This window comes from Actinomycetospora sp. NBRC 106378, from assembly GCF_030269685.1.
In the GTDB taxonomy this organism is placed as follows: domain Bacteria; phylum Actinomycetota; class Actinomycetes; order Mycobacteriales; family Pseudonocardiaceae; genus Actinomycetospora.
The window spans coordinates 90,788-110,454 of sequence record NZ_BSTT01000012.1 but is presented as its reverse complement, the minus strand read 5'-3'; the positions used below and the strand labels follow the sequence as shown (position 1 = coordinate 110,454).

The following is a 19,667-nucleotide window of genomic DNA, read 5'->3' as shown; positions in this document are numbered from 1 at the left end:
GCCACCTCTAGTCCGTGCCCGACTCCATCGCCGCCCGGTCGAGGGCGGACTCGTCGGTGCCCTGGTCCTCGCTGCGGCCGGTGATCTGGTCGGCGCGGCCCTGCTCGAGCTCGCCGACGAAGGCGGCCTGGCCGGTGAGCTGGCCGAAGGCGGCGTACTGCTCGAGCTTCGCACGGGAGTCGGCGATGTCCAGGTTGCGCATCGTCAGCTGGCCGATCCGGTCCAGCGGGCCGAACGCGGCGTCCTCGGTGCGTTCCATCGAGAGCTTGTCCGGGTGGTAGGAGAGCGCCGGACCCTCGGTGCGGACGATCGTGTAGTCCTCGCCCCGGCGCAGGCGGATCGTCACCGAGCCGGTCACGGTGCGACCGATCCAGCGGGTGATCGACTCACGCAGCATGATCGACTGCGGGTCCAGCCAGCGACCCTCGTAGAGCAGGCGGCCGAGCCGGCGACCCTCGTTGTGGTAGTTCGCGATCGTGTCCTCGTTGTGGATCGCGTTCAGCAGCCGCTCGTAGGCGATGAACAGCAGGGCCATGCCGGGCGCCTCGTAGATGCCGCGGCTCTTGGCCTCGATGATGCGGTTCTCGATCTGGTCGGACATACCGAGTCCGTGCCGCCCGCCGATGCCGTTCGCGGCCATCACGAGGTCGACGTTGTTCGCGAACCGCTCCCCGTCGATCGCGACCGGGTAGCCCTGCTCGAACGAGATCGTCACGTCCTCGGGCTCGATCGCCACGCCCGCGTCCCAGAACCGCACACCCATGATCGGCTCGACGACCTCGAGGGACTCGTCGAGGTGCTCGAGGGTCTTCGCCTCGTGGGTGGCGCCCCAGATGTTGGCGTCCGTGGAGTACGCCTTCTCCTTGCTCGCGCGATAGGGCAGGTCGTGCTCGGTGAGCCACTGGCTCATCTCCGCCCGCCCGCCCAGCTCGTCGACGAACTGCGCGTCCAGCCACGGCTTGTAGATGCGCAGCTGCGGGTTCGCGAGCAGGCCGTAGCGGTAGAACCGCTCGATGTCGTTGCCCTTGTAGGTCGAGCCGTCGCCCCAGATGGCGACGCCGTCGTCCTGCATGGCGCGCACGAGCAGCGTGCCGGTGACGGCGCGCCCCAGCGGCGTCGTGTTGAAGTAGACGCGCGAGCCGGACCGGATGTGGAAGGCGCCGCACATCAAAGCGACGAGACCCTCCTCGACCAGCGGACCGCGACAGTCGACGAGCCGCGCGATCTCCGCGCCGTACTCCTTCGCGCGGTCGGGCAGCGTGGCCATGTCGTCCTCGTCGTACTGACCGAGGTCGGCCGAGTACGCGCAGGGCACGGCGCCGTGGTGGCGCATCCAGGCGACCGCCACGGAGGTGTCGAGACCCCCGGAGAAGGCGATGCCGACACGCTCGCCGACCGGCAGATTCGTCAGGACCTTCGACACGTCGCAGAACCTATCTCCCGGACCCCTGTGACCCAGGAATCACCCGCCCCGAACAGCAGGAAAGCGTCGTTGCTGTCACCGGACGACAGCAACGACGCTTTCCTGCCACGTGGCGGGGGAACGATCAGAACGCGGCGACGTCCAGGTCCATGATCGAGTTGTCCGCGCCCTCGACGATCGCGCGGCGCGCGGTCAGCTCGGGCAGCACGTTCTTCGCGAAGAAGTGCGCGACGGCGATCTTGCCCTCGTAGAAGGCCGTGTCCTTGGCCGAGGCGCCGCGGTCGAGCGCCCCGATGGCCACCTCGGCGCCACGCAGCAGCAGGTAGCCGATGAGCATGTCGCCCACGGAGAGCAGGAAGCGCACCGCGTGCTGGCCGACCTTGTAGAGGTTCCGGACGTCCTCCTGCGACGAGGTCAGGTGCCCGATCATCGTGCCGAGCATCGCCTGCACGTCGGCGAGCGCGGTCGCGAGGAGCGCCCGGTCCTCCTTGAGCCGGCCGTTGCCGGCCTCGGACTCGAGGAAGGTCTGGACGAGCCCCGCCACGTGCACGAGGGCCTGGCCGTTGTCCTTGACGATCTTGCGGAAGAAGAAGTCCTGCGACTGGATCGCCGTGGTGCCCTCGTAGAGCGAGTCGATCTTGGCGTCGCGGATGTACTGCTCGATCGGGTAGTCCTGCAGGTAGCCGGAGCCGCCCAGGGTCTGCAGCGACCCGATGAGCTGCTCGGACGCCCGCTCCGAGCCGACGCCCTTGACGATCGGGAGCAGCAGGTCGTTGACCTTCTCCGCGAGCGCGACCTCCTCGGCGGTGACCGAGCCGGCCTCGGCGTCGGAGGCCTCGCCCAGGCGCACCGTGTCCTGGTAGGTCGCGGTGAAGGCGTAGACGGCGCGCAGCCCCTCGGCGTACGCCTTCTGCAGCATGAGGCTGCGGCGGACGTCCGGGTGGTTGGTGATCGGCACGCGCGGCGCCGTCTTGTTCGTCTGCTGCGTGAGGTCGGCGCCCTGGATGCGCTCCTTGGCGTACTCGAGGGCGTTGAGGTAACCCGTCGAGAGGGTGCCGATGGCCTTGGTCCCGACCATCATCCGGGCGTACTCGATGACCTGGAACATCTGGGCGATGCCGTCGTGCACGTCGCCCAGCAGGAAGCCGGTCGCCGGGGTCCCGTGGATGCCGAAGGACACCTCGCAGGTCGCCGAGGCGTTCAGCCCCATCTTGTGCTCGACGTTGGACACGAAGGCGCCGTTGCGCTCACCCGGCTCGCCGGTCTGCGGGTCGAAGTGGAACTTCGGCACGAGGAAGAGCGAGAGGCCCTTGGTGCCCGGCTTCGCGCCCTCGGGGCGGGCCAGCACCAGGTGCATGATGTTCTCGACGAGGTCGTCGGAGTCGGCCGAGGTGATGAAGCGCTTGACGCCCTCGATCGACCAGGTGCCGTCGCCGTTGTCGCGGGCCTTCGTGCGGCCCGCGCCCACGTCGGAGCCGGCGTCGGGCTCGGTGAGCACCATCGTCGCGCTCCAGCCGCGGTCGACCATGACCTGCGCCCAGTGGCGCTGCAGCTCGTTGCCGTTGCGGTAGATCACCGACGCGAAGTTCGGGCCGGTCATGTACATGAAGACCGGGGCGTTGGCGCCGAGGATCATCTCGGCGGCCGACCACTGGATCGACGGGGGCACGCCCATGCCGCCGATGGCGTTGTCGGCCGAGAGGCGCCACCACTCGGCGTCCCACATCGCGCGGTAGGACTTCTTGATGCCCTCGTCGAGGTGCGCGGTGTGGGTCTGCGGGTCGAACCGCACCGGGTTGCGGTCACCGGACTCGTAGGACTCCGCGAGCGGGCCCTCGGCGAGCGCCGCGGCCTCGTGGAGGAGCGCACGGGCGGTCTCCTCGTCGGTCTCCGCGAACGGACCCTGCCCGAACCGGTCCTGCACGCGCAGGAGCTCGAACAGCGTGAACTCGATGTCGCGGACGTTGGCCTTGTAGTGGCTCATGACGTGGCTGCTCCGTGCTCCGTCGAGAAAACCCGTCCGGTGGTGACGCGGCGGGCTCTGGCCGGTCCGTACCGGCGGGTAACCCCAGGCTATTACCGCGCGGTAACCCTGTCGAGGGCGGATCCCCGAGTGGAGCACGTGGGAGACTGCGACCCCGGACGGAGAGGGGATCGGGTGGGCGCGCGGACCACGAGGGCGGTCGAGTCCCTGCGCACCCTGCTGGTCACCGCCGACCCCGGCCTCGCCCGGCTGCGCCTGGCCTCCGTCGCCGTCGCGTCGATGGCCCTCGCGGCCGGGCTGGTGGCCTGGGGCCGCGCCACGCTGGTGCCCGACGAGCCGGTGACGGTCGTGCTGTTCGCCGGGGTGCTGGCGATGATCTCGAACCTCGCGGTCAACGAGAAGACCGTGGCGCGCCAGCGCGTGACGACCGCGCTGATGGTGCTCCCGGCACTCGCCTCCACCACGGTGGGCACCCTGCTCTCGCCCCACCGTCTCGTCGCCGACGTGGTGTTCGTCGCGGTCATGGTGACCGCGGTCTACGTGCGGCGCTTCGGCCCGCGGGGCTTCGCGCTCGGTATGGGCGGGTTCATGCCGTTCTTCTTCACCCAGTTCCTGCAGGCGAAGCCGCCGCAGATCCCGGCGCTGTGCGTCGCCGTGCTCATCGGACTCGGCGTCACGCTGCTGCTGCGCGGGTTCCTGTTCGCCGAACGCCCGGAGCGCACGCTGCGCCGGCTGGTCGACGCCTTCCGCGCCCGCGCGCACGAGATGGTGCTGCGGGTCGACGACGTGCTGGCCGAGGCGCAGCAGGGGTCGATGCGGGCGCCCGGCGACGAGCACGAGCAGGTCGGCGACGCCGTGCTGGAGCGGCTCTACCGCGCCCGGCGGCGGCTCAACGAGACCGCCCTGATGGTCGAGGACCAGCTCGAGCACAGCGCCGCGGACCGGGTGTGGCCCGGCCTGGCGAACGACCTGCTCGCCCTGCGGGTGGTCGACACCGAGCTGGGGCTCGAGCGGCTCGGCGTCGCCACCCGCCGGCTCGTCCGCGCGGACGACACGCAACGCCCGAGCCCGCTCGCGCTCACCGCCCTGCGCACCGGGCTCACCCACCTCGCCCGCGCCACCGACCGACGGGTGCCCCACCGGGAGATCCTCGCCGAGCTCGCCGACGCCCGGGGCGCGGTCGCGGGCCTCGTCGCCGACACCGCGCCGGGCCACGAACGCGTGCAGCGCACCGCCTTCGCCGTGCGCCGGATCGCCGACTCGGTGGAGTACGCCCAGCGTGACCTGCCCGCGCGCCCCGGCGAGGCGACCACCGAGGGCATCGTGCTGCCCGGGGTGCCGCGGGCCCCGGCGGCCTCCCCGGTCGCCGTCGCGACCGAGGCCGCGCCCGACGGCATCGCGACGGGACGACCGGCGGGGCCGGAGCGGTCGGCCGACGGGGACGACCCGTCGTCGGGCGAGGACCGCGGGCTGCTCCTCACCACGCGTCAGTCGATCCAGGTGGGCGTGGGGACGACGATCGCGATCGGGCTGGGCGAGCTGCTCGCCCCGTCGCGGTGGTACTGGGCGGTGATCGCCTCGTTCGTGGTCTTCGCCAACACCGCCAGCCGCGGCGACCTGCTCTCCCGCGGGTGGGGCCGGGTCGTCGGCACGGTCGGCGGGGTCGCGGCCGGCATGGGGCTGGCGGCGCTGACGGCGGGGAACCAGGTGCTCTCACTGGTGCTGCTGTTCGCGTGCGCGTTCCTCGCGCTGTACCTGGTGCGCGTGTCCCCGGGGATGCTCGCGTTCTGGATCACGGCCGTGCTCGCCCTGGTCTACGGGCTGATCGGCCAGTTCAGCGTGCAGACGCTCGTGCTGCGGATCGAGGAGACCCTGGTCGGGGTGCTCGCGAGCGTCGTCGCGGCGTTCCTGGTGCTGCCCAAGGGCACCCGCGAGGCGTTCGGGGAGGCCGTCGAGGAGTTCGTCGACGCCGCCGACGGGGTGCTCGAGGCGGGGGTGGCCACCGTCCTCGGGCGGGGCCGCGGGGGCGCGGCCGCGCTCGAGGGCGCCCGCGACATGGACACCGCGCTCGCGACGCTGCGGGCGCGCACGAAGCCGCTGCTGGTGAACACGCCGAAGCGGCGTGGCCGCTCCAGCCACCGGCGCGCGCTGCGGGTCTTCACGATCGTCGACCACTACGCCCGCTCGCTGGCCCGCACCGCCGCGGACCTCGGATCCGACCCGACGCCGGGCTGGGGGCCCACGCTCGAACCCGCGCTCGCGGCGGTCCGGGCGAACCTCGACGGGCTGCGCGACGTCGTGGTGCGGGGGAGGCGCCGCTCGGACGGCGAGCAGGTGCTGGTGCACTCGGCCGAGGAGCTCGTCGACCGCGCCGAGGAGCAGGCCGCGCGCAGCCAGGACCCGCGTCGACGCAACGACGCCCTGGTGGTGACCCGGCTGCTGCGGCGCATCGACCAGGCCGTCGTCGCGCTCGCGGTCGACCTGGGGGCCGCGGCGGACCCGGACGACGATCAGTCGCCGAGCAGCCGGGCGAGCGCGGGGTTGGTGAAGACCCGATCCGGGTCGTAGTCGTCGCGTACCCGCGCGAAATCGGCGAACCGCGGGTAGGCGGCGGCCACGTCGACGGCGTCGAAGTCGTGCCGGGTGCCCCAGTGCGGTCGCCCGCCGTGGGCACGCATGACCGAGGCGGTGCGGGCGAGTACGGGCCCGGGGTCGGTGCCGCGGGGAACGCGGACGGCGACCCAGCCCGTCTCGCGCCCGTACGCCGGGTGCAGCCAGCCGCGCTCCGCGGGTCCGACCCGCATCCGCACCGGCAGCCCGGTCTCGAGCCCGTCGGCGAGCTGGGCGAGCAGTGCCCGCAGACTGCCGACGAGCACTTCGCGCGGCACGGCCCACTCGCTCTGCTCGTAGCGGACCGCGGGCGGGCTCGACAGCACCCGGTGCCCGGCGCCGGTCGCCGACACCGTCCGGGCGAGCCGCGAGACGACGCGGTTGAGCGAGGGCGCGAGCCGCGGCAGGGCCCGCTCGACGACGACGGCGCCGCCCAGGGCGGTGCGGCCGGTCGCCCCCGCGCTCGTGACCCCCACCCCGCGCTCGGCCTCCTCCTCGACGCTCTGCGCCACCCCCGCCCAGCGCGCGAGCGCGGTCGGCGACGACGGGAAGAGCGCGGCCTCCGCGAGGTCGTGGGACTCCCAGAACGTCGGGTCGAGCACCTCGTCGACCGGGCGCTGCGCGCGGGTCACGGTGACGGGGGTGGCCGGGACGACCGCGAGCTCGGCGTCGAGGATCACCCCGAGGGCCCCGAGGGCCGTCCGGGCTGCGTCCAGGTCGGCGTGCGGGACGTCGCGGACCCGTCCCCGGCCGTCGACCACGCGCAGCGCGAGGACCTGTTCGGCGAGGGAGCCGCGGGAGGCCGCGCTGCCGTGCGCGCCGACCGCGAGGGCGCCGCCGAGGGTGGGCGCGGCCAGGTCGAGCGGCACCGGGAGCGCCAGGCCGCGGTCGGCCAGCCCCTCCTGGAGCTCGCCGACGGTCGTGCCGCCGCGGACCCGCACCACGGCCTTCCCGGAGCCGGCCTCCGGCCCGCCCACGGCCGAGACGCCGGTGATCCCCGCGAACGCGGAGCAGTCGAGGTGGACGCCGTCGGTCACGGCGAGGTCGGAGAAACCGTGCCCGGCGCCGACCGGGCGCACCGTCTGGCCCCGTTCGGCGGCGCGCCGGATCACCCCCGCCACACCGGCCTCGTCCAGGGGACGGGCGGTGGCGACGGGCCGGCAACGCTGCCCGCCCGACCAGTTCGTCCACACCCGGCCCAGCCTAGGGGGCCGGACGCACGAACTCCCCCGCCCGCCTGCCGTGGCCGGCAGCGGACGGGGGAGTCCGGGCAGGACGGATCAGGCGACGAAGCGGCCGATCGCGACGTCGACCGCGTCGCGCGCGGTGGCCCCGGCGGTCTCGGCCGCGGACTTGGCCGTCCCGGCGAAGTCGGTGTCCGAGGCCTGCCCGGTGAGCTCGCGGGTCTGCTTGGCGACCTTGCGCGACGCGCGACGCGCGCGCCAGCCCAGCGACGGCTTCCCCTCAGTGTCCACCGCCGCGAGGATCAGCCCGCCGAGCAGGCCGAGGTTCTTGAGGAAGTGGATCTCCTGCGCCGGGCGGTCCGCCCCGTCGGCCTCCCAGAACGCGTGGCCCACCACCGTCGTCGGGATGATGCTCGCGGCCAGCGCCACCGACGCGATGCGCGGGAACTTGCCCAGGGCCAGCAGCACGCCGGCGCCGATCTTCACGCCGGCGTCGATGCGCACGAGCTGGTCGGGCTCGGTGGGGGCCTGCGGCGGGAGCTTGTCACCGACGACGCTCTCCGCCTGCTGGATCTTCGGGGCGGCCATCCCGACCCGCGGCTCCGGGTTGAGCAGGGTGTCGATCCCGCCCTTGATGAACACCGCGGCCAGCATCGGCCGGGCGAGACGGCGGACGAGCATGGGGGAGACCTCCTGCGATCAGGGACGGACGCTGGCGGGGGCGATACCCCTCCCCGTGCACGGGCACACCTGCCACCCCCGGACGAACGAGGGCCCCCCGCACCGGGCGGGAGGCCCTCGAGCTCACGTCAGGTGTTCCGGACACCCCCGACGGGTCCGGAACGTCTCCTCAGCGGCGGAGCACGTGCCGACCGCCGGCCGGCTCCGCCTGGGGACGACGACGGCGCTCCGCCCGGCGCCGCAGCTCCTCCTCGGCCGTCGCGGCCGGTCCGAGGTCGTGCTGGGCCGGCGGCGGGGGGACCTCCTCCACCGGGGCGAGGCGGCGACGGCCGCCGTCCTGGGCGGGGAAGGGCCCCGAGCCCGGGTGCGGCTCGGGGATGTGACCCCGGCGCTCGGTCGCGGCGTGCCGGTAGCGGCCACCCTCGTAGCGGCGCTCCTCGCGGACCTCGTGCGCCACCGACCGGAAGATCGGCTCCGCCTCGAACGGGTCGCCGGGCGTCGCCGCCAGCGCCGGCCGCAGCCGCTCCTGACGGGCACGCTGGTCGGCCAGGAAGCGCTCCCGGGCCCACTGCTCACGCGCCCGGGCGTCGAGATCCGGTCGACGCTGCGCGCCCACCGGCTCCAGGCGCGCGGGCTCGTCGTACCGCCACGACCCCGTGTCGTCGAGACGCCAACCGCCGCGCACCGTCTCGTCGCGCCAGACCCACATGTTCCCCACCTCCGCCGTTGCACCACACGGTCCTGCTCTCGCTGCGACGAACGGTGGTGTCCGTTCGCCCGCGACATGAGGGGCAACGGCAGGTGTCCGGCGCACCTTTCGGGCGACGCGCCGATCGAATCGCGACACGCCGGAAGACCCCCTGGTCGTGTGTCACTCCAGAGGAGCAGAACCACATCCGTGTCGTTCGCAGCCCCGGTCCTCACCGGCCGTGAGGTCGACGCGCTCGATCGGGCACCCGGGTGATTCGCCCGCCTCCGCGAGACGCACACGGCCGGTCGTGCACCCCATCGAGCGGATGCGCACGGTGGTGGCACACCCCATCGAGGCACGTCGCGGCAGGCGCCGAGGTCGCGGGACGACCCGTCGACCGGGACCATGGAACTCGTGAAGTGCGTGGTGACCGGCGCGACCGGCTACATCGGCGGGCGCCTCGCGCCGCGGCTCGCGGCCGAGGGCCACGAGGTGCGCTGCGTGGTCCGCACGCCCGCGAAGATGAAGGACATCCCCTGGGCCCAGCAGGAGGCCGTGGAGGTGGTCGCGGGCGACGTGCTGGACGAGGACTCGATGCGGGCCGCCTGCGAGGGCGCCGACGTCCTGTTCTACCTCGTGCACTCGCTGTCCGAGTCCGGGTTCGCCGAGGTCGACCGGCACGCCGCGCTGATCACCGCGCAGGCCGCCCGGTCGGCCGGGGTGCGGCGGATCGTCTACCTCGGCGGCATCCACCCGGAGGGGGTGCAACTCTCCGAGCACCTCGCGTCCCGCGCCGAGGTCGGCGAGATCTTCCTGCGCTCCGGGGTGCCGACCGCGGTCCTGCAGGCCGCGGTGATCCTCGGCTCGGGCTCGGCGAGCTTCGAGATGCTGCGCTACCTCACCGAGCGGCTCCCGGTGATGCTCACGCCGAGCTGGGTGCACCACCGCGTGCAGCCCATCGCCATCCGCGACGTCCTGCACTACCTCGCGGGCGCGGTCGAGCTGCCCGCGGACGTGAACCGGTCGTTCGACATCGGCGGCCCCGACGTCCTGACCTACCTGCAGATGATGGAGGGCTTCGCCGAGGTCGCGGGCCTGCCGCCACGGCGGATGCTGCCGGTGCCGGTGCTCACTCCACGGCTGTCCTCGCACTGGGTGAACCTCGTGACCCCCGTGCCGCGCTCCACGGCCGTGCCGCTGATCGACTCCCTCGTCCACGAGGTCGTCGCCTCCGACCACGACATCGACTCCTACGTCGCCCCGCCGGCCGAGGGCCTCACGAGCTTCCGCCGCGCGGTCGACCTCGCGCTCACCCGGATCCGCGAGGGCCAGGTGGAGACCCGCTGGTCGGGGGCGAACGCCCGCTACGCCCCGTCGGAGCCGATGCCCTCGGATCTCCTGCCCTCCGACCCGGAGTGGGCGGGCGGCACCGTCTACACCGACGTCCGGGAGCGCACCTCCGCGGCGAGCGCGGACAACCTCTGGCACGTCGTCGTCGGGATCGGCGGCAACCGCGGCTGGTACTCGTTCCCGATCGGCTGGTGGGCCCGCGGGGTGATCGACCGCCTCGTGGGCGGGGTCGGCCTGCGCCGTGGCCGCCGCGACGAGGACTCCCTCAAGGTCGGCGACGCGCTGGACTGGTGGCGGGTCGAGGAGTGCGTGGAAGGAAGCGACGCCGGCCCGCAGTCGGTCCCCGACCTCGAGGACGGCGAGTACCTGCTGCGCCTGCGCGCCGAGATGAAGGCCCCCGGCCTCGCGTGGCTGGAGCTGCGCGTGGCGCCCCGGCCCGGCGGGTCGATCTACCGCCAGCGCGCGATCTTCCTGCCCCGGGGCCTCGCGGGGCACGCCTACTGGTGGGTCATCGCGCCGTTCCACGTGCTCGTCTTCGGCGGGATGGAGCGGCGCATCGTCGCCGCCGCCGAACTCACCGAGGGCAGCGGCCCGCTCGCCGCTCCCGCCGACGGGCACGGTCCGATCGCGGCGCTCCGGCGCCGCCGACGCGTCCGTGCGCTGCGTGACGCGGAGAAGGCCCGCCGCCGCGTGGGTGCCTGACCGGACCGACCCGGCGTCGCGGGCCCCTGGCCGGAACGAACGACGCGAGCTGAACGGACGAACGGGCCGTCGGTCACGCGAGAACGTGACGGACGGCCCGTTCGCTCGGCCCGGAGAGCTCAGGCGCCGGCGGCGTCCAGGCGCTCCGCGGCGGCGCGGGGCAGGTCCAGCGTCCCGGCGGCGCAGTTCTCCTCGAGGTGCTCGAGCGAGGCCGTGCCCGGGATCGGGAGCATCACGGAGCTGCGCTGCAGCAGCCAGGCGAGGGCGACCTGGGCCGGGGTGGCGCCGAGCTCGACCGCCACGTCGTGCGCGGCGTTGCCCTCCTTCGCCAGGTTGCCGGCGTCGGCCGGGGCCCAGGGGATGAAGGCGATGCCGTGCTCGGTGCAGTGGCGCAGCTCGGCGTCGGAGGACCGGTCGACGAGGTTGTACCGGTTCTGCACCGACGCGACGTCGACGATCCGGCCCGCGGCCTCGATCTGCTCGACGGAGACCTGCGAGAGGCCGACGTGCCGGACCTTCCCCTCGCGCTGCAGGTCGGCGAGGAGCCCGAACTGCTCGTCGGCGGCCACGTGCGGGTCGACGCGGTGCAGCTGGAAGAGGTCGATGGTCTCCACGCCGAGACGGCGCAGGCTCATCTCGCACTCCTGGCGCAGGTAGTCCGGGCGGCCGCAGGGAATCCAGCGGTTCGGTCCGGTACGCAGGAGGCCGGCCTTCGTCGCGACGCGCACGTCGCGGTAGGGGTAGAGCGCCTCCCGGACGAGTTCCTCGCTGACGTAGGGGCCGTAGGAGTCGGCGGTGTCGATGAAGTCGACCCCGAGCTCGACCGACCGGCGCAGGACGGCCAGCGCGTTGTCGGTGTCCTTCGGCGGGCCCCAGATGCCCTCCCCGGTGAGCCGCATCGCGCCGTACCCGAGGCGGCGGACGGTGAACTCACCGCCCAGCTGGAACGTCCCGGCGGCAGCCGCCGGCGACTGCGTCGTCGTCACGTGGCATCTCCTTCCCCCGCGCCGGAACGACGCGGAGCGCCCAGCGTGCCCCCCGTGGTGCACCGACGCCCGCGACAGTGGTCGATGTCCCACGATGGGTTCGCTCGACGGTCATCGACTTCGCCGATGCCGCCCTTCCATGTCACATCCGACGATGTCAGACGCGCGCCGGGGCGGTGTCCTCGGCGAACGAGGCGGCGACCCGGTCCGCACTCTCCCGGGCCCGGGCGGTCGTCGCGACGACCCCGAGCACCCCGACGACGGCGGTCGCGACCGCCGCCGCCACCCAGCCCGCCGTCAGACCGGAGCCGAGCGTGACCGCGGCGGCGACGAAGGTACCGGCCACCGCGACCCCGAGGGTGGAGCCGACCTGGCGGCTCGTCGACGCGACCGCCGCCGCCACCCCGGCCTGCGCCCGCGGCATGCCGCTCACCGCGGTGTTCGTGATCGGCGGGTTGACCAGCCCGAAGCCGATGCCGAAGACCCCGAAGACGACGAGCAGGACCCACTCCGGCGTCGTCGGGCCGACCTGCGTGAGGACGAGCGCGACCGCCGTCATCGCGATGCCCGCGACGACCAGCGAGAGCCGGGCGCCCCGGGTGGCGACGAGGCGGCCCGACAGCGGCGCGCACACCGTGGAGGTCACGGCGGCCGGGAGCAGGGCGAGGCCCGCGGCGAGCGAGGAGAGCCCCCGGACCTCCTGGAGGTAGAGGGTCGAGAGGAACAGGAAGGAGGCGAAGGCCGCGAACGCACAGACCGCGATCACCGTCGCCGAGGAGAAGGGCACGCTCGCGAAGAAGCCGAGCTCGAGCAGCGGTTCGCGCCGACGCCGCTCCCACACCAGCAGGGCGACCAGCGAGACGACCGCGGCCACCGCGAGCCCGAGGACCACCCCCGAGGTCCAGCCCAGGCGGGGCGCCTCGATCACGGCCGTCGTGACCGACCCGAGCAGGATCACCACCAGGACCTGCCCGACCGGATCCGGACGCCGGGCATGCGCGGCGCGCGACTCGGGCACGAAGCGCGCGGTGAGGGCGAGCGCGGCGAGCACGATCGGCACGTTGACCCAGAAGATCGCCCGCCAGCCGACGGTCTCGGTGAGCAGGCCGCCGAGCACGGGCCCGAGGCCGAGCGAGATCCCGACGACCGAACCCCAGATGCCGATGGCGCGTGCCCGCTCCCGTGGGTCGACGAAGACGTTCGTGACGATGGACAGCGCGATCGGGTTGAGCATCGTCCCGCCGAGGCCCTGCACGGCGCGGGCCGCGATCAGCCACCCGACCGACGGCGCGAGGCTGCACAGCAGCGAGCCGAGGCCGAAGACGGCGAGCCCGGTCTGGAAGGTCCGGCGGCGCCCGAGCCGGTCACCGGTCGCGCCGGCCAGCATGAGGAAGCAGGCCAGGACGAGCGTGTAGGCGTCGACGGTCCACTGCAGCTCCGTGATCGAGGCCGCGAGGTCCGCCCGGATCGCCGGCAACGCCACGTTGACGATGGTGTTGTCCATCGACACCACGAGCAGGCTCATGCAGCAGATGCCGAGCACGAGCCAACGGTGCCGGGGGCTCCCACCGGAGTCGTTCGCCATGCTCACGAGCCTAGGCCCGGTGCCGAGGTGGACATCGCGGGACGTTCCCGACGACGGGTGTCCCGACCACCGTTGTTGAGCCTAAGTTCCTGGGCCATGGCCGCTCCGGGACTCTTCGAGCAGGCGCGGGGGCTCACCCGCGAGCAGCGCAACGCGTTCCTGGCCGCCTGGCTGGGCTGGGCGATGGACGCGTTCGACTTCTTCCTCGTCGTGTTCGTCCTGTCCGACATCGCGAAGGAGTTCGGTCGCTCGACGACCGAGGTGGCCTTCCTCACCACGGTCACCCTGATCGCGCGTCCGATCGGCGCGCTGGTCTTCGGCATCTGGGCGGACAAGAAGGGTCGTCGCATCCCGTTGATGGTCGACGTCCTCTTCTACTCGGCCATGGAGGTGCTCTCCGGGCTCGCGCCGACCTTCACGGTCCTCGTCGTGCTCCGGTTCCTGTTCGGCCTCGGCATGGGCGGCGAGTGGGGCCTCGGGGCGTCGCTGGCCCTGGAGAAGATCCCGCCGGAGAAGCGGGGGTTCTGGTCGGGCCTGCTCCAGCAGGGCTACCCGGTCGGCTACCTGCTCGCGACGATCGCGAACTTCCTCGTGACGCCGTACCTCGGGTGGCGCTGGCTGTTCGTCCTCGGCGCGATCCCGGCGCTGATCGCCTTCCTCATCCGCACTCGCGTCGGGGAGTCGGAGGCCTGGGAGCGCACCCAGGAGAAGGTGGCGCTGACGAAGGTCGGGCCCGGCCAGGTCTTCCTGCAGCCGAAGGTCCTGCGCCGCTTCCTCTACCTCATCGTGCTCATGACGCTGTTCAACTTCATGAGCCACGGCACGCAGGACTACGTGCCGACCTTCCTCAAGGAGGACTTCTCCGCCTCCACGGGCACCGTCACCGTCGTCGCGATCATCTACAACGTCGGTGCGATCCTGGGCGGGGCCTACTTCGGCGCGCTGTCCGAGCGGTTCGGCCGCCGGCGGACCGCGGCCGCGTGCGCGGTGCTCGGCATCCCGGTCGTCTTCCTGTTCGCGTACTCACCGGTGCTGGGGCTGGTCACCCTCGGCGCGTTCCTGCTGCAGGTGTTCGTGCAGGGCGGATGGGGCGTGGTGCCTGCGCACCTCGCCGAGCTCTCGCCCGACGAGGTCCGCGGCTTCTACCCGGGCGTGACCTACCAGCTCGGCAACGCGATCGCCTCGTTCAACCTGCCGATCCAGGCGGCCCTGGCGGCGGCCTACGGCGGGTCGTTCGCGCTGGCCGCGGTGATCGTGCCCGTCCTCGTCCTGACGGCGGTCGTGCTGCTGCTGGGCCCCGAGGCCCGGGGCAAGGTGTTCGGCGAGGTGTCGCCCACCGGTGCGCCCTCACGCCCCGACTGAGACGGCGTCCAGCGCCTCCGCGACCCGGTCGACCTGGCCCGGGTCCGGGTGCTGGGCCTGGAGCACGAGTTCGTCGGCACCCGCCCGCGCGTAGGCGTGCACGACGTCCCGGACCGCCGACGCCGAGGTCGCGGTGCCCGCGATGACCGGTCCGGCGTGCTCCGGGGTGGTGGCGAAGAAGGCCCGCTGGGTGCGCTCCATCGTCGTGACCGCCTCCGCCCCGAGGGCGAACGGCACCACCACGCCGCGGAAGGGCTCGCCGTCGCGACCCTCCTGCCGCCACCGGACGCGCAGGACCGCGGAGAAGTCCTCGAACCGCGCGAGGCCGGGGTTCGCCAGCCACCCGCGCCCGTGGGTGACGATCCGCCGCAGCGTCGGGGCCGAGGTCCCGGCGAGGAGCAGGGCCGGTCCGCCCGGCGTCGCGGGACGCGGTCCGACGTCGCCGTCGGGCCCCCAGCAGTGCCGGAGCTCGCGCAGGAGCGCGTCGAGGGCCGCGCCGCGTCCGGCGAACGGGACACCCGCGCGCTCGAAGTCCTCGGCCCGGACGCCGGGTGCGAGTGCCAGGGTGAGGCGGCCCGCGCCGGCGAGCGAGTCGACCGAGGCGGCCGCGCTCGCGAGCAGGGCGTGGTCGGTCCGCAGCGGGGCCACGAGCACGCCGGTGAGGTGGATGCGCGTGGTCGCCCCGGCGACGGCTGCGAGCAGCGTGAGGGGCTCGTGGTTGGTCCAGACGAGGCGGTCGTTGGCGTAGACCGACGCGAACCCGAGGTCCTCGGCCCGGCGGGCGACCGCGAGCAGCGTCGCGCCGTCGGCCCCCTCGACGTGGTTGGGCAACCCGATCCCGATGCGCACCCCGACCACGGTACGCGCATTAGTGAAGCCTCGTTACTAATGAGACGCTCCGGGTCGTGACGGACTCCCCCCGCCGTGGTCGGCCCCCTCGGATCGACCGCGCGCGGATCGTCGCCGTGGCCGCCGCGACCGACCCCGCGACCCTGACGATGGCGGGCGTGGCCGCCGAGCTCGGCGTGTCGACCTCCGCGCTCTACCGCTGGGTGGCCGACCGCGACGCCCTGCTCGACCTCGTCGCGGCGGACGTCGCCACCCGGGTGCTGCCGGGATTCACGCCGGGCCCCGACTCGTGGCGGGCGTGGCTGACGGACTGGGCGCACCGCCTGCGCCGTGAGGTCGGCGGCGTCCCCGGCTACGCGCACCGGCTCCTCACCGGGGAGCACCGGGACGCCGGGCACGCACCCGTGGAGACGGCGGCGCTGGCCGCCCTCACCGCCGCGGGCGCCGACCCCGCGTCGGCACGGCAGTACTGGTACTCGTTCAGCAGCGCCGTGCTCGGCTGGGTCACGCTCGAGTCCGGCGCCCGCTTCCCGGGCACCGCCGCGGAGCCCATGTCGTTCGACGTCCACCTCGGCGTGCTCCTCGGCGGACTGGAGGCCGCGATCCGGGAGGCACACCCGCCGTCGTGACCCGCGCTGGCGCGGACGGGCGCGCTCTGCTGACCTGCACGGGTGCCCCACGTGCTCCTGACCACCACCGACTCCGACGACGAGGCGCAGCGGCTGGCCCGCGGGCTCGTCGAGGCCCGGCTCGCCGCCTGCGTGCAGATCGTGGGGCCGGTCCGCAGCGTGTTCCGGTGGGAGGGAGCGGTGCAGGTCGAGCCGGAGTACCAGCTCGTCGTGAAGACCGCGCGCGTGCCCGAGGCGACCGACTGGATCGTCGCGAACCACTCCTACGACGTGCCCGAGGTGATCGCGCTCCCGATCGACGGCGGACATGAGACGTATCTGACGTGGGTGGCGGACGAATCGTCCGATTAGCCTGGGCAACGATGTCCGTGGACCTGGGGACCGCCGCCCTCCGACGGGGAGACCCGGGTTTCCGACGCGTCTCGGTGGGGCTGTTCTTCGCGGGCTTCACCACGTTCGCGCTGCTCTACGCGACGCAGCCGCTGCTGCCGCGGCTCGTCGACGTGTTCGCGGTCTCGCCCGGCACGGCCTCCCTGTCGGTCTCGGTGACCACCGGGGGGCTGGCCCTGGCGATCATCCCGGCGTCGGCGCTGTCCGAGCGGTGGGGCCGGCGGCCGGTGATGCTGTGGTCGCTCGGGGGCGCCGTGGTGCTCGGGCTGGCCGCCGCGGTGGCGCCGTCGCTGTGGCTGCTGCTGGTGCTGCGCGGGCTGGAGGGGGTGGCGCTGGCGGGGCTGCCCGCCGTCGGGATGGCGTACCTGGCCGACGAGGTCGACGCCGGGCACCTCGGCGGGGCGATGGGCCTCTACGTCGCAGGGAACTCGGTCGGCGGCTTCGGCGGGCGGATCGTGGTGTCCGCGCTGAACGACCTCACCGGCTCCTGGCGTCTCGCCCTCGGCGGGATCGCGGCCGTCTCGGCGGCCTGTCTGCTCGTCTTCTGGCTGGTGCTCCCGCCGTCGCGGCGCTTCACCCCGACCCCCGTCGCGGCGTCCGAGGTGGTCGGCGAGGTGCGCTCGCACCTGGGCGACCCGGTGCTGCGGCGGCTGTTCGCAGTCGGACTGCTGCTCATGGGCACCTTCGTCTGCGCCTACAACTACGTGGCGTTCCGCCTGCTCGGGCCGCCCTTCTCCCTGCCCGACCTCGTCGTGGGCTTCGTCTTCGTCCTCTATGCCGTCGGGACCGTGACCTCCACGGTGGCCGGCCGGATCTCCGGCCGGCTCGGCGCCCGGAGGACCGTCCTGGCGGCCTGCGCCGTGGCGGTCGTCGGCGCCGTCGCGATGCTGGCGCCCGTGCTCGCGCTGGTGATCGGCGGCCTGGCGCTGCTCACGGTCGGGTTCTTCGCGGGGCACGCGGTGGCGTCGGCGTGGGTCGGGCGGCGCGCCGAGCACGGGCGGGCCGTCGCGTCCGGGATGTACCTGTTCAGCTACTACGTCGGATCGTCGGTCGGTGGCACGCTCGGTGGCGTCGTGTTCGGGGTGGCGGGCTGGTCGGCCACGATCGGCTTCCTCGTGGTGCTGCTCGCGGCGACGGTCGTGGTGGTCCTGCCGCTGCGGACGGCGGCGGCCCGTTCCGAGCGAAGGGCCCCCTCGGTCGACTAGACGGGCCGTGGCCGCCCTTCGCCCGTGCCGCGGCGTCGTGGCGAAGGGCGCCCCCGGGCGGTTCTACGGAGCGAAGGGGCCCTTCGGTCGAAACCGGACAGGGCGACGCGGCAGACTCGGCCCCATGGACGCCGCGCTCGCCGAGGCCGACCTCGACGCCGCCCGCGCCGGGGACGCCGCCGCGTTCGACCGGCTGATCGCGACGGTGCGCCCTGAGCTGCACGCGCACTGCTACCGCATGCTCGGGTCGGTGCACGACGCCGACGACGCACTGCAGGACGCGCTGCTGCGCGCGTGGCGGGCCATCGGCCGGTTCGAGGGGCGCAGCATGCTGCGGTCCTGGCTGTACACCGTCGCGACCCGCACCTGTCTCGACCTCGCCGACGCCCGCGGTCGGCGGGCCCTGCCAATGGACCTCGGTCCGGCGTCGTCCAAACCGATCCTCGACGACGTGCCGGTCGAGGTGCCGTGGTTGACGCCCTACCCGGACGCGGCGCTCGCCGTCGAGGAGCGCGAGTCGGTCGAGCTGGCGTTCGTCGCCGCGCTGCAGCACCTGCCCGGCAACCAGCGGGCCGCCCTCCTGCTCTTCGAGGTGCTCGGCTTCTCGGCCGCCGAGATCGCGGCGACGATGGACACCTCGACCGCGGCGGTGAACTCGGCGCTGCAGCGCGCGCGGCGGATCGTCGCGGAGAAGGTCCCGCCGGTGTCGCAGGCCCGGACCCTCGCGGGGGTCGACGACGCCCGGCTCCGGGCCGTCGTCACCGGCTACGCGGCCGCGCTCGAGCAGGGTGACGCCGACCGCCTGGTCGCCCTGCTCACCGAGGACGTCACGTGGTCGATGCCGCCCCTGCCCGGCTGGTACGCCGGCCTCGGCCCGGTCGACGCCTTCACCCGGGCCGTGCCGCTCGGCGCCTGCGGGACGTGGCGCACGATCGTGACCAGCGCGAACGGCCAGCCCGCGGTCGCGCTCTACCTCAACGGACCCGCCGTCGCGCAGGGTCCCGACGACGGGTCCTACCGCGCCTGGTCGATCACGGTGCTGACCCTGCGCGGCGAGCGGATCGCGGACCTGACGTCGTTCCTCGGGGCCGAGCACGTCACGGCCGCGGGGCTGCCGCTCGTGCTCGACTGATCAACCCTCGTTGGGCTCGAGGTGGTCCTCGGACGCGGCCTCCCCGGCCGGGAACACGTCGGACACCGCCGGGCGGTCCGGTTCGGCCGACTCGCCGGTCAGCTGCTCGGCGGGCGGGACGACGGTCGACGGGTCGGTCTGCTTCTCGGTGCTCATGGCGGGTCCTCTCGTGTGGTGGACCCTGTCGGCTACCCGGGACGTGGTCTGGGTCACCTGCCCGATCGGCCGGTCATGGCTCCGGGGCGAACAGGCGCAGCAGGTCGGCGAGCAGGCCGTAGTAGCCGACGAGCGCCGTCACCTCGACCAGGCCCGCCTCGCCCAGGACGTCCACCCAGTCGCGGTAGGTCTCGTCGTCCACGGGCTCGTGGCGGGCGAGCGCGCGGGCGGCCGTGTCGGCGGTGTGCTCCACGGGGTCGGGCCAGGCGACGACGGCGTCGGCGGCGAGCCCGGCGAGCTGGTCGTCGGTCAGTCCGGCCCGTCGAGCGATCGGCTCATGGGCGGAGCGCTCGAACGCGCTGTCCCGCACCCCGGCGACCCGGAGGATCACGAGCTCGCGAGCCCGATCGGACAGGTCCCCGGCGTAGCGCAGCGCCGCCCCGAGAGCCTGCAGCGGCTCCCCGACGGCGGGGTGGCGCAGCATCGCGTCGAAGGGGCCGCGCAGCGACCCGTCGTCCTGGACGAGGCCACTCCCCGCCCGTGGTCCGGCGGCGATGGCGTCGTAGACGCGACGGGCGGCCGGGCCGAGCTCGTCGGGGCGGAGGCGGCGTGGTCGGGTCACGGGGTCATCGTGCCGGGCCCGCACCCTCCGCGAGGGTGACGTGAGGCAGCTTTCGAGCCGCTGGGGCCTGCCTGACGTGACCCTCGCGGCGAGCTCCCGGTCGGGCGCGGGCCGCACCCTCCGCGA

The 19,667-nt window shown here is 73.8% G+C and carries 17 protein-coding genes; 7 read left to right on the top strand and 10 right to left on the bottom strand.

What is annotated here, in order from left to right; all coding sequences use genetic code 11:
* Positions 1-7 precede the first annotated feature (7 nt).
* Both argG and QSK00_RS23030 read right to left on the bottom strand, forming a co-directional pair.
* Positions 8-1,423, bottom strand: coding sequence for an argininosuccinate synthase (gene argG, locus QSK00_RS23035; protein ID WP_285594505.1), 1,416 nt, complete (start codon positions 1,421-1,423; stop codon positions 8-10).
* 124 nt (positions 1,424-1,547) lie between these two features.
* The gene (locus QSK00_RS23030; protein WP_285594503.1) at positions 1,548-3,407 is read right to left on the bottom strand and encodes an acyl-CoA dehydrogenase; all 1,860 of its coding nucleotides are present in this window, start codon (positions 3,405-3,407) and stop codon (positions 1,548-1,550) included.
* Between the two features lie 174 nt (positions 3,408-3,581).
* On the opposite strand from QSK00_RS23030, the gene QSK00_RS23025 reads away from it, so the two are divergent.
* Positions 3,582-5,975 carry an FUSC family protein gene (locus QSK00_RS23025; RefSeq protein ID WP_285594501.1) on the top strand — a complete coding sequence of 798 codons (2,394 nt, stop codon included), beginning with the start codon at positions 3,582-3,584 and terminating at the stop codon, positions 5,973-5,975.
* Here QSK00_RS23025 and QSK00_RS23020 read toward each other — a convergent pair.
* The 3 genes from QSK00_RS23020 to QSK00_RS23010 all read right to left on the bottom strand — a co-directional run bounded on the left by QSK00_RS23020 (position 5,918) and on the right by QSK00_RS23010 (position 8,591).
* Positions 5,918-7,210 (bottom strand): D-arabinono-1,4-lactone oxidase, encoded by a 1,293-nt coding sequence (locus QSK00_RS23020; RefSeq protein WP_285594498.1) that lies wholly within the window; start codon positions 7,208-7,210, stop codon positions 5,918-5,920. The genes QSK00_RS23025 and QSK00_RS23020 overlap by 58 nt on opposite strands.
* Before the next feature lie 87 nt (positions 7,211-7,297).
* Positions 7,298-7,882 carry a DoxX family protein gene (locus QSK00_RS23015; protein WP_285594496.1) on the bottom strand — a complete coding sequence of 195 codons (585 nt, stop codon included), beginning with the start codon at positions 7,880-7,882 and terminating at the stop codon, positions 7,298-7,300.
* 169 nt (positions 7,883-8,051) lie between these two features.
* On the bottom strand, positions 8,052-8,591 hold the full coding sequence (locus QSK00_RS23010) for a hypothetical protein (RefSeq protein WP_285594494.1): 540 nt from the start codon (positions 8,589-8,591) through the stop codon (positions 8,052-8,054).
* A 387-nt stretch (positions 8,592-8,978) separates the two neighbouring features.
* Between QSK00_RS23010 and QSK00_RS23005 the strand changes: the two genes are divergently transcribed.
* Positions 8,979-10,625, top strand: a complete 1,647-nt coding sequence (locus tag QSK00_RS23005) for an SDR family oxidoreductase (RefSeq protein WP_285594492.1) — start codon at positions 8,979-8,981, stop codon at positions 10,623-10,625.
* Between the two features lie 119 nt (positions 10,626-10,744).
* Here the strand turns inward: QSK00_RS23005 and QSK00_RS23000 are convergent, their stop codons facing one another.
* On the bottom strand, positions 10,745-11,611 hold the full coding sequence (locus tag QSK00_RS23000; RefSeq protein WP_285594491.1) for an aldo/keto reductase: 867 nt from the start codon (positions 11,609-11,611) through the stop codon (positions 10,745-10,747).
* Positions 11,612-11,768: 157 nt separating this feature from the next.
* On the bottom strand, positions 11,769-13,196 hold the full coding sequence (locus QSK00_RS22995; RefSeq protein ID WP_285594490.1) for an MFS transporter: 1,428 nt from the start codon (positions 13,194-13,196) through the stop codon (positions 11,769-11,771).
* A gap of 96 nt (positions 13,197-13,292) precedes the next feature.
* Here QSK00_RS22995 and QSK00_RS22990 point away from each other — a divergent pair, with 96 nt between their 5' ends.
* Positions 13,293-14,558 (top strand): MFS transporter, encoded by a 1,266-nt coding sequence (locus QSK00_RS22990; RefSeq protein WP_285594488.1) that lies wholly within the window; start codon positions 13,293-13,295, stop codon positions 14,556-14,558.
* Here the strand turns inward: QSK00_RS22990 and QSK00_RS22985 are convergent.
* Positions 14,544-15,407, bottom strand: a complete 864-nt coding sequence (locus tag QSK00_RS22985) for an LLM class flavin-dependent oxidoreductase (protein WP_285594485.1) — start codon at positions 15,405-15,407, stop codon at positions 14,544-14,546. The two genes, QSK00_RS22990 and QSK00_RS22985, sit on opposite strands and share 15 nt — an antisense overlap.
* 56 nt (positions 15,408-15,463) lie before the next feature.
* On the opposite strand from QSK00_RS22985, the gene QSK00_RS22980 reads away from it, so the two are divergent.
* From QSK00_RS22980 to QSK00_RS22965, 4 genes are all read left to right on the top strand, one after another.
* Positions 15,464-16,036: a TetR/AcrR family transcriptional regulator gene (locus QSK00_RS22980; RefSeq protein WP_285594484.1), complete on the top strand. Its 573-nt coding sequence runs from the start codon at positions 15,464-15,466 to the stop codon at positions 16,034-16,036.
* Between the two features lie 51 nt (positions 16,037-16,087).
* Positions 16,088-16,387, top strand: a complete 300-nt coding sequence (gene cutA, locus QSK00_RS22975; protein ID WP_285594483.1) for a divalent-cation tolerance protein CutA — start codon at positions 16,088-16,090, stop codon at positions 16,385-16,387.
* Positions 16,388-16,398: 11 nt separating this feature from the next.
* Positions 16,399-17,631, top strand: a complete 1,233-nt coding sequence (locus tag QSK00_RS22970; RefSeq protein ID WP_285594481.1) for an MFS transporter — start codon at positions 16,399-16,401, stop codon at positions 17,629-17,631.
* Positions 17,632-17,755: 124 nt separating this feature from the next.
* Entirely contained in the window at positions 17,756-18,763 is a 1,008-nt protein-coding gene (locus tag QSK00_RS22965; protein ID WP_285594479.1) for a sigma-70 family RNA polymerase sigma factor, read from the top strand.
* On the opposite strand, the gene QSK00_RS22960 is transcribed toward QSK00_RS22965, so the two are convergent.
* Together QSK00_RS22960 and QSK00_RS22955 are read right to left on the bottom strand one after the other, a co-directional pair.
* On the bottom strand, positions 18,764-18,919 hold the full coding sequence (locus QSK00_RS22960; protein ID WP_285594477.1) for a hypothetical protein: 156 nt from the start codon (positions 18,917-18,919) through the stop codon (positions 18,764-18,766). It abuts the gene before it with no gap.
* Between the two features lie 73 nt (positions 18,920-18,992).
* Positions 18,993-19,541 (bottom strand): carboxymuconolactone decarboxylase family protein, encoded by a 549-nt coding sequence (locus QSK00_RS22955; protein WP_285594475.1) that lies wholly within the window; start codon positions 19,539-19,541, stop codon positions 18,993-18,995.
* Between the last annotated feature and the right edge of the window lie 126 nt (positions 19,542-19,667).

Coding starts and splice junctions, on each gene's coding strand:
- QSK00_RS22960 (WP_285594477.1), bottom strand. CDS start 18,919: ATGAGCACCGAGAAGCAGACCGACCCGTCGACCGTCGTCCCGCCCGCC.
- QSK00_RS23030 (WP_285594503.1), bottom strand. CDS start 3,407: ATGAGCCACTACAAGGCCAACGTCCGCGACATCGAGTTCACGCTGTTC.
- QSK00_RS22965 (WP_285594479.1), top strand. CDS start 17,756: ATGGACGCCGCGCTCGCCGAGGCCGACCTCGACGCCGCCCGCGCCGGG.
- QSK00_RS23005 (WP_285594492.1), top strand. CDS start 8,979: ATGGAACTCGTGAAGTGCGTGGTGACCGGCGCGACCGGCTACATCGGC.
- QSK00_RS23010 (WP_285594494.1), bottom strand. CDS start 8,591: ATGTGGGTCTGGCGCGACGAGACGGTGCGCGGCGGTTGGCGTCTCGAC.
- QSK00_RS22995 (WP_285594490.1), bottom strand. CDS start 13,196: ATGGCGAACGACTCCGGTGGGAGCCCCCGGCACCGTTGGCTCGTGCTC.
- QSK00_RS22970 (WP_285594481.1), top strand. CDS start 16,399: ATGTCCGTGGACCTGGGGACCGCCGCCCTCCGACGGGGAGACCCGGGT.
- QSK00_RS23015 (WP_285594496.1), bottom strand. CDS start 7,882: ATGCTCGTCCGCCGTCTCGCCCGGCCGATGCTGGCCGCGGTGTTCATC.
- QSK00_RS22990 (WP_285594488.1), top strand. CDS start 13,293: ATGGCCGCTCCGGGACTCTTCGAGCAGGCGCGGGGGCTCACCCGCGAG.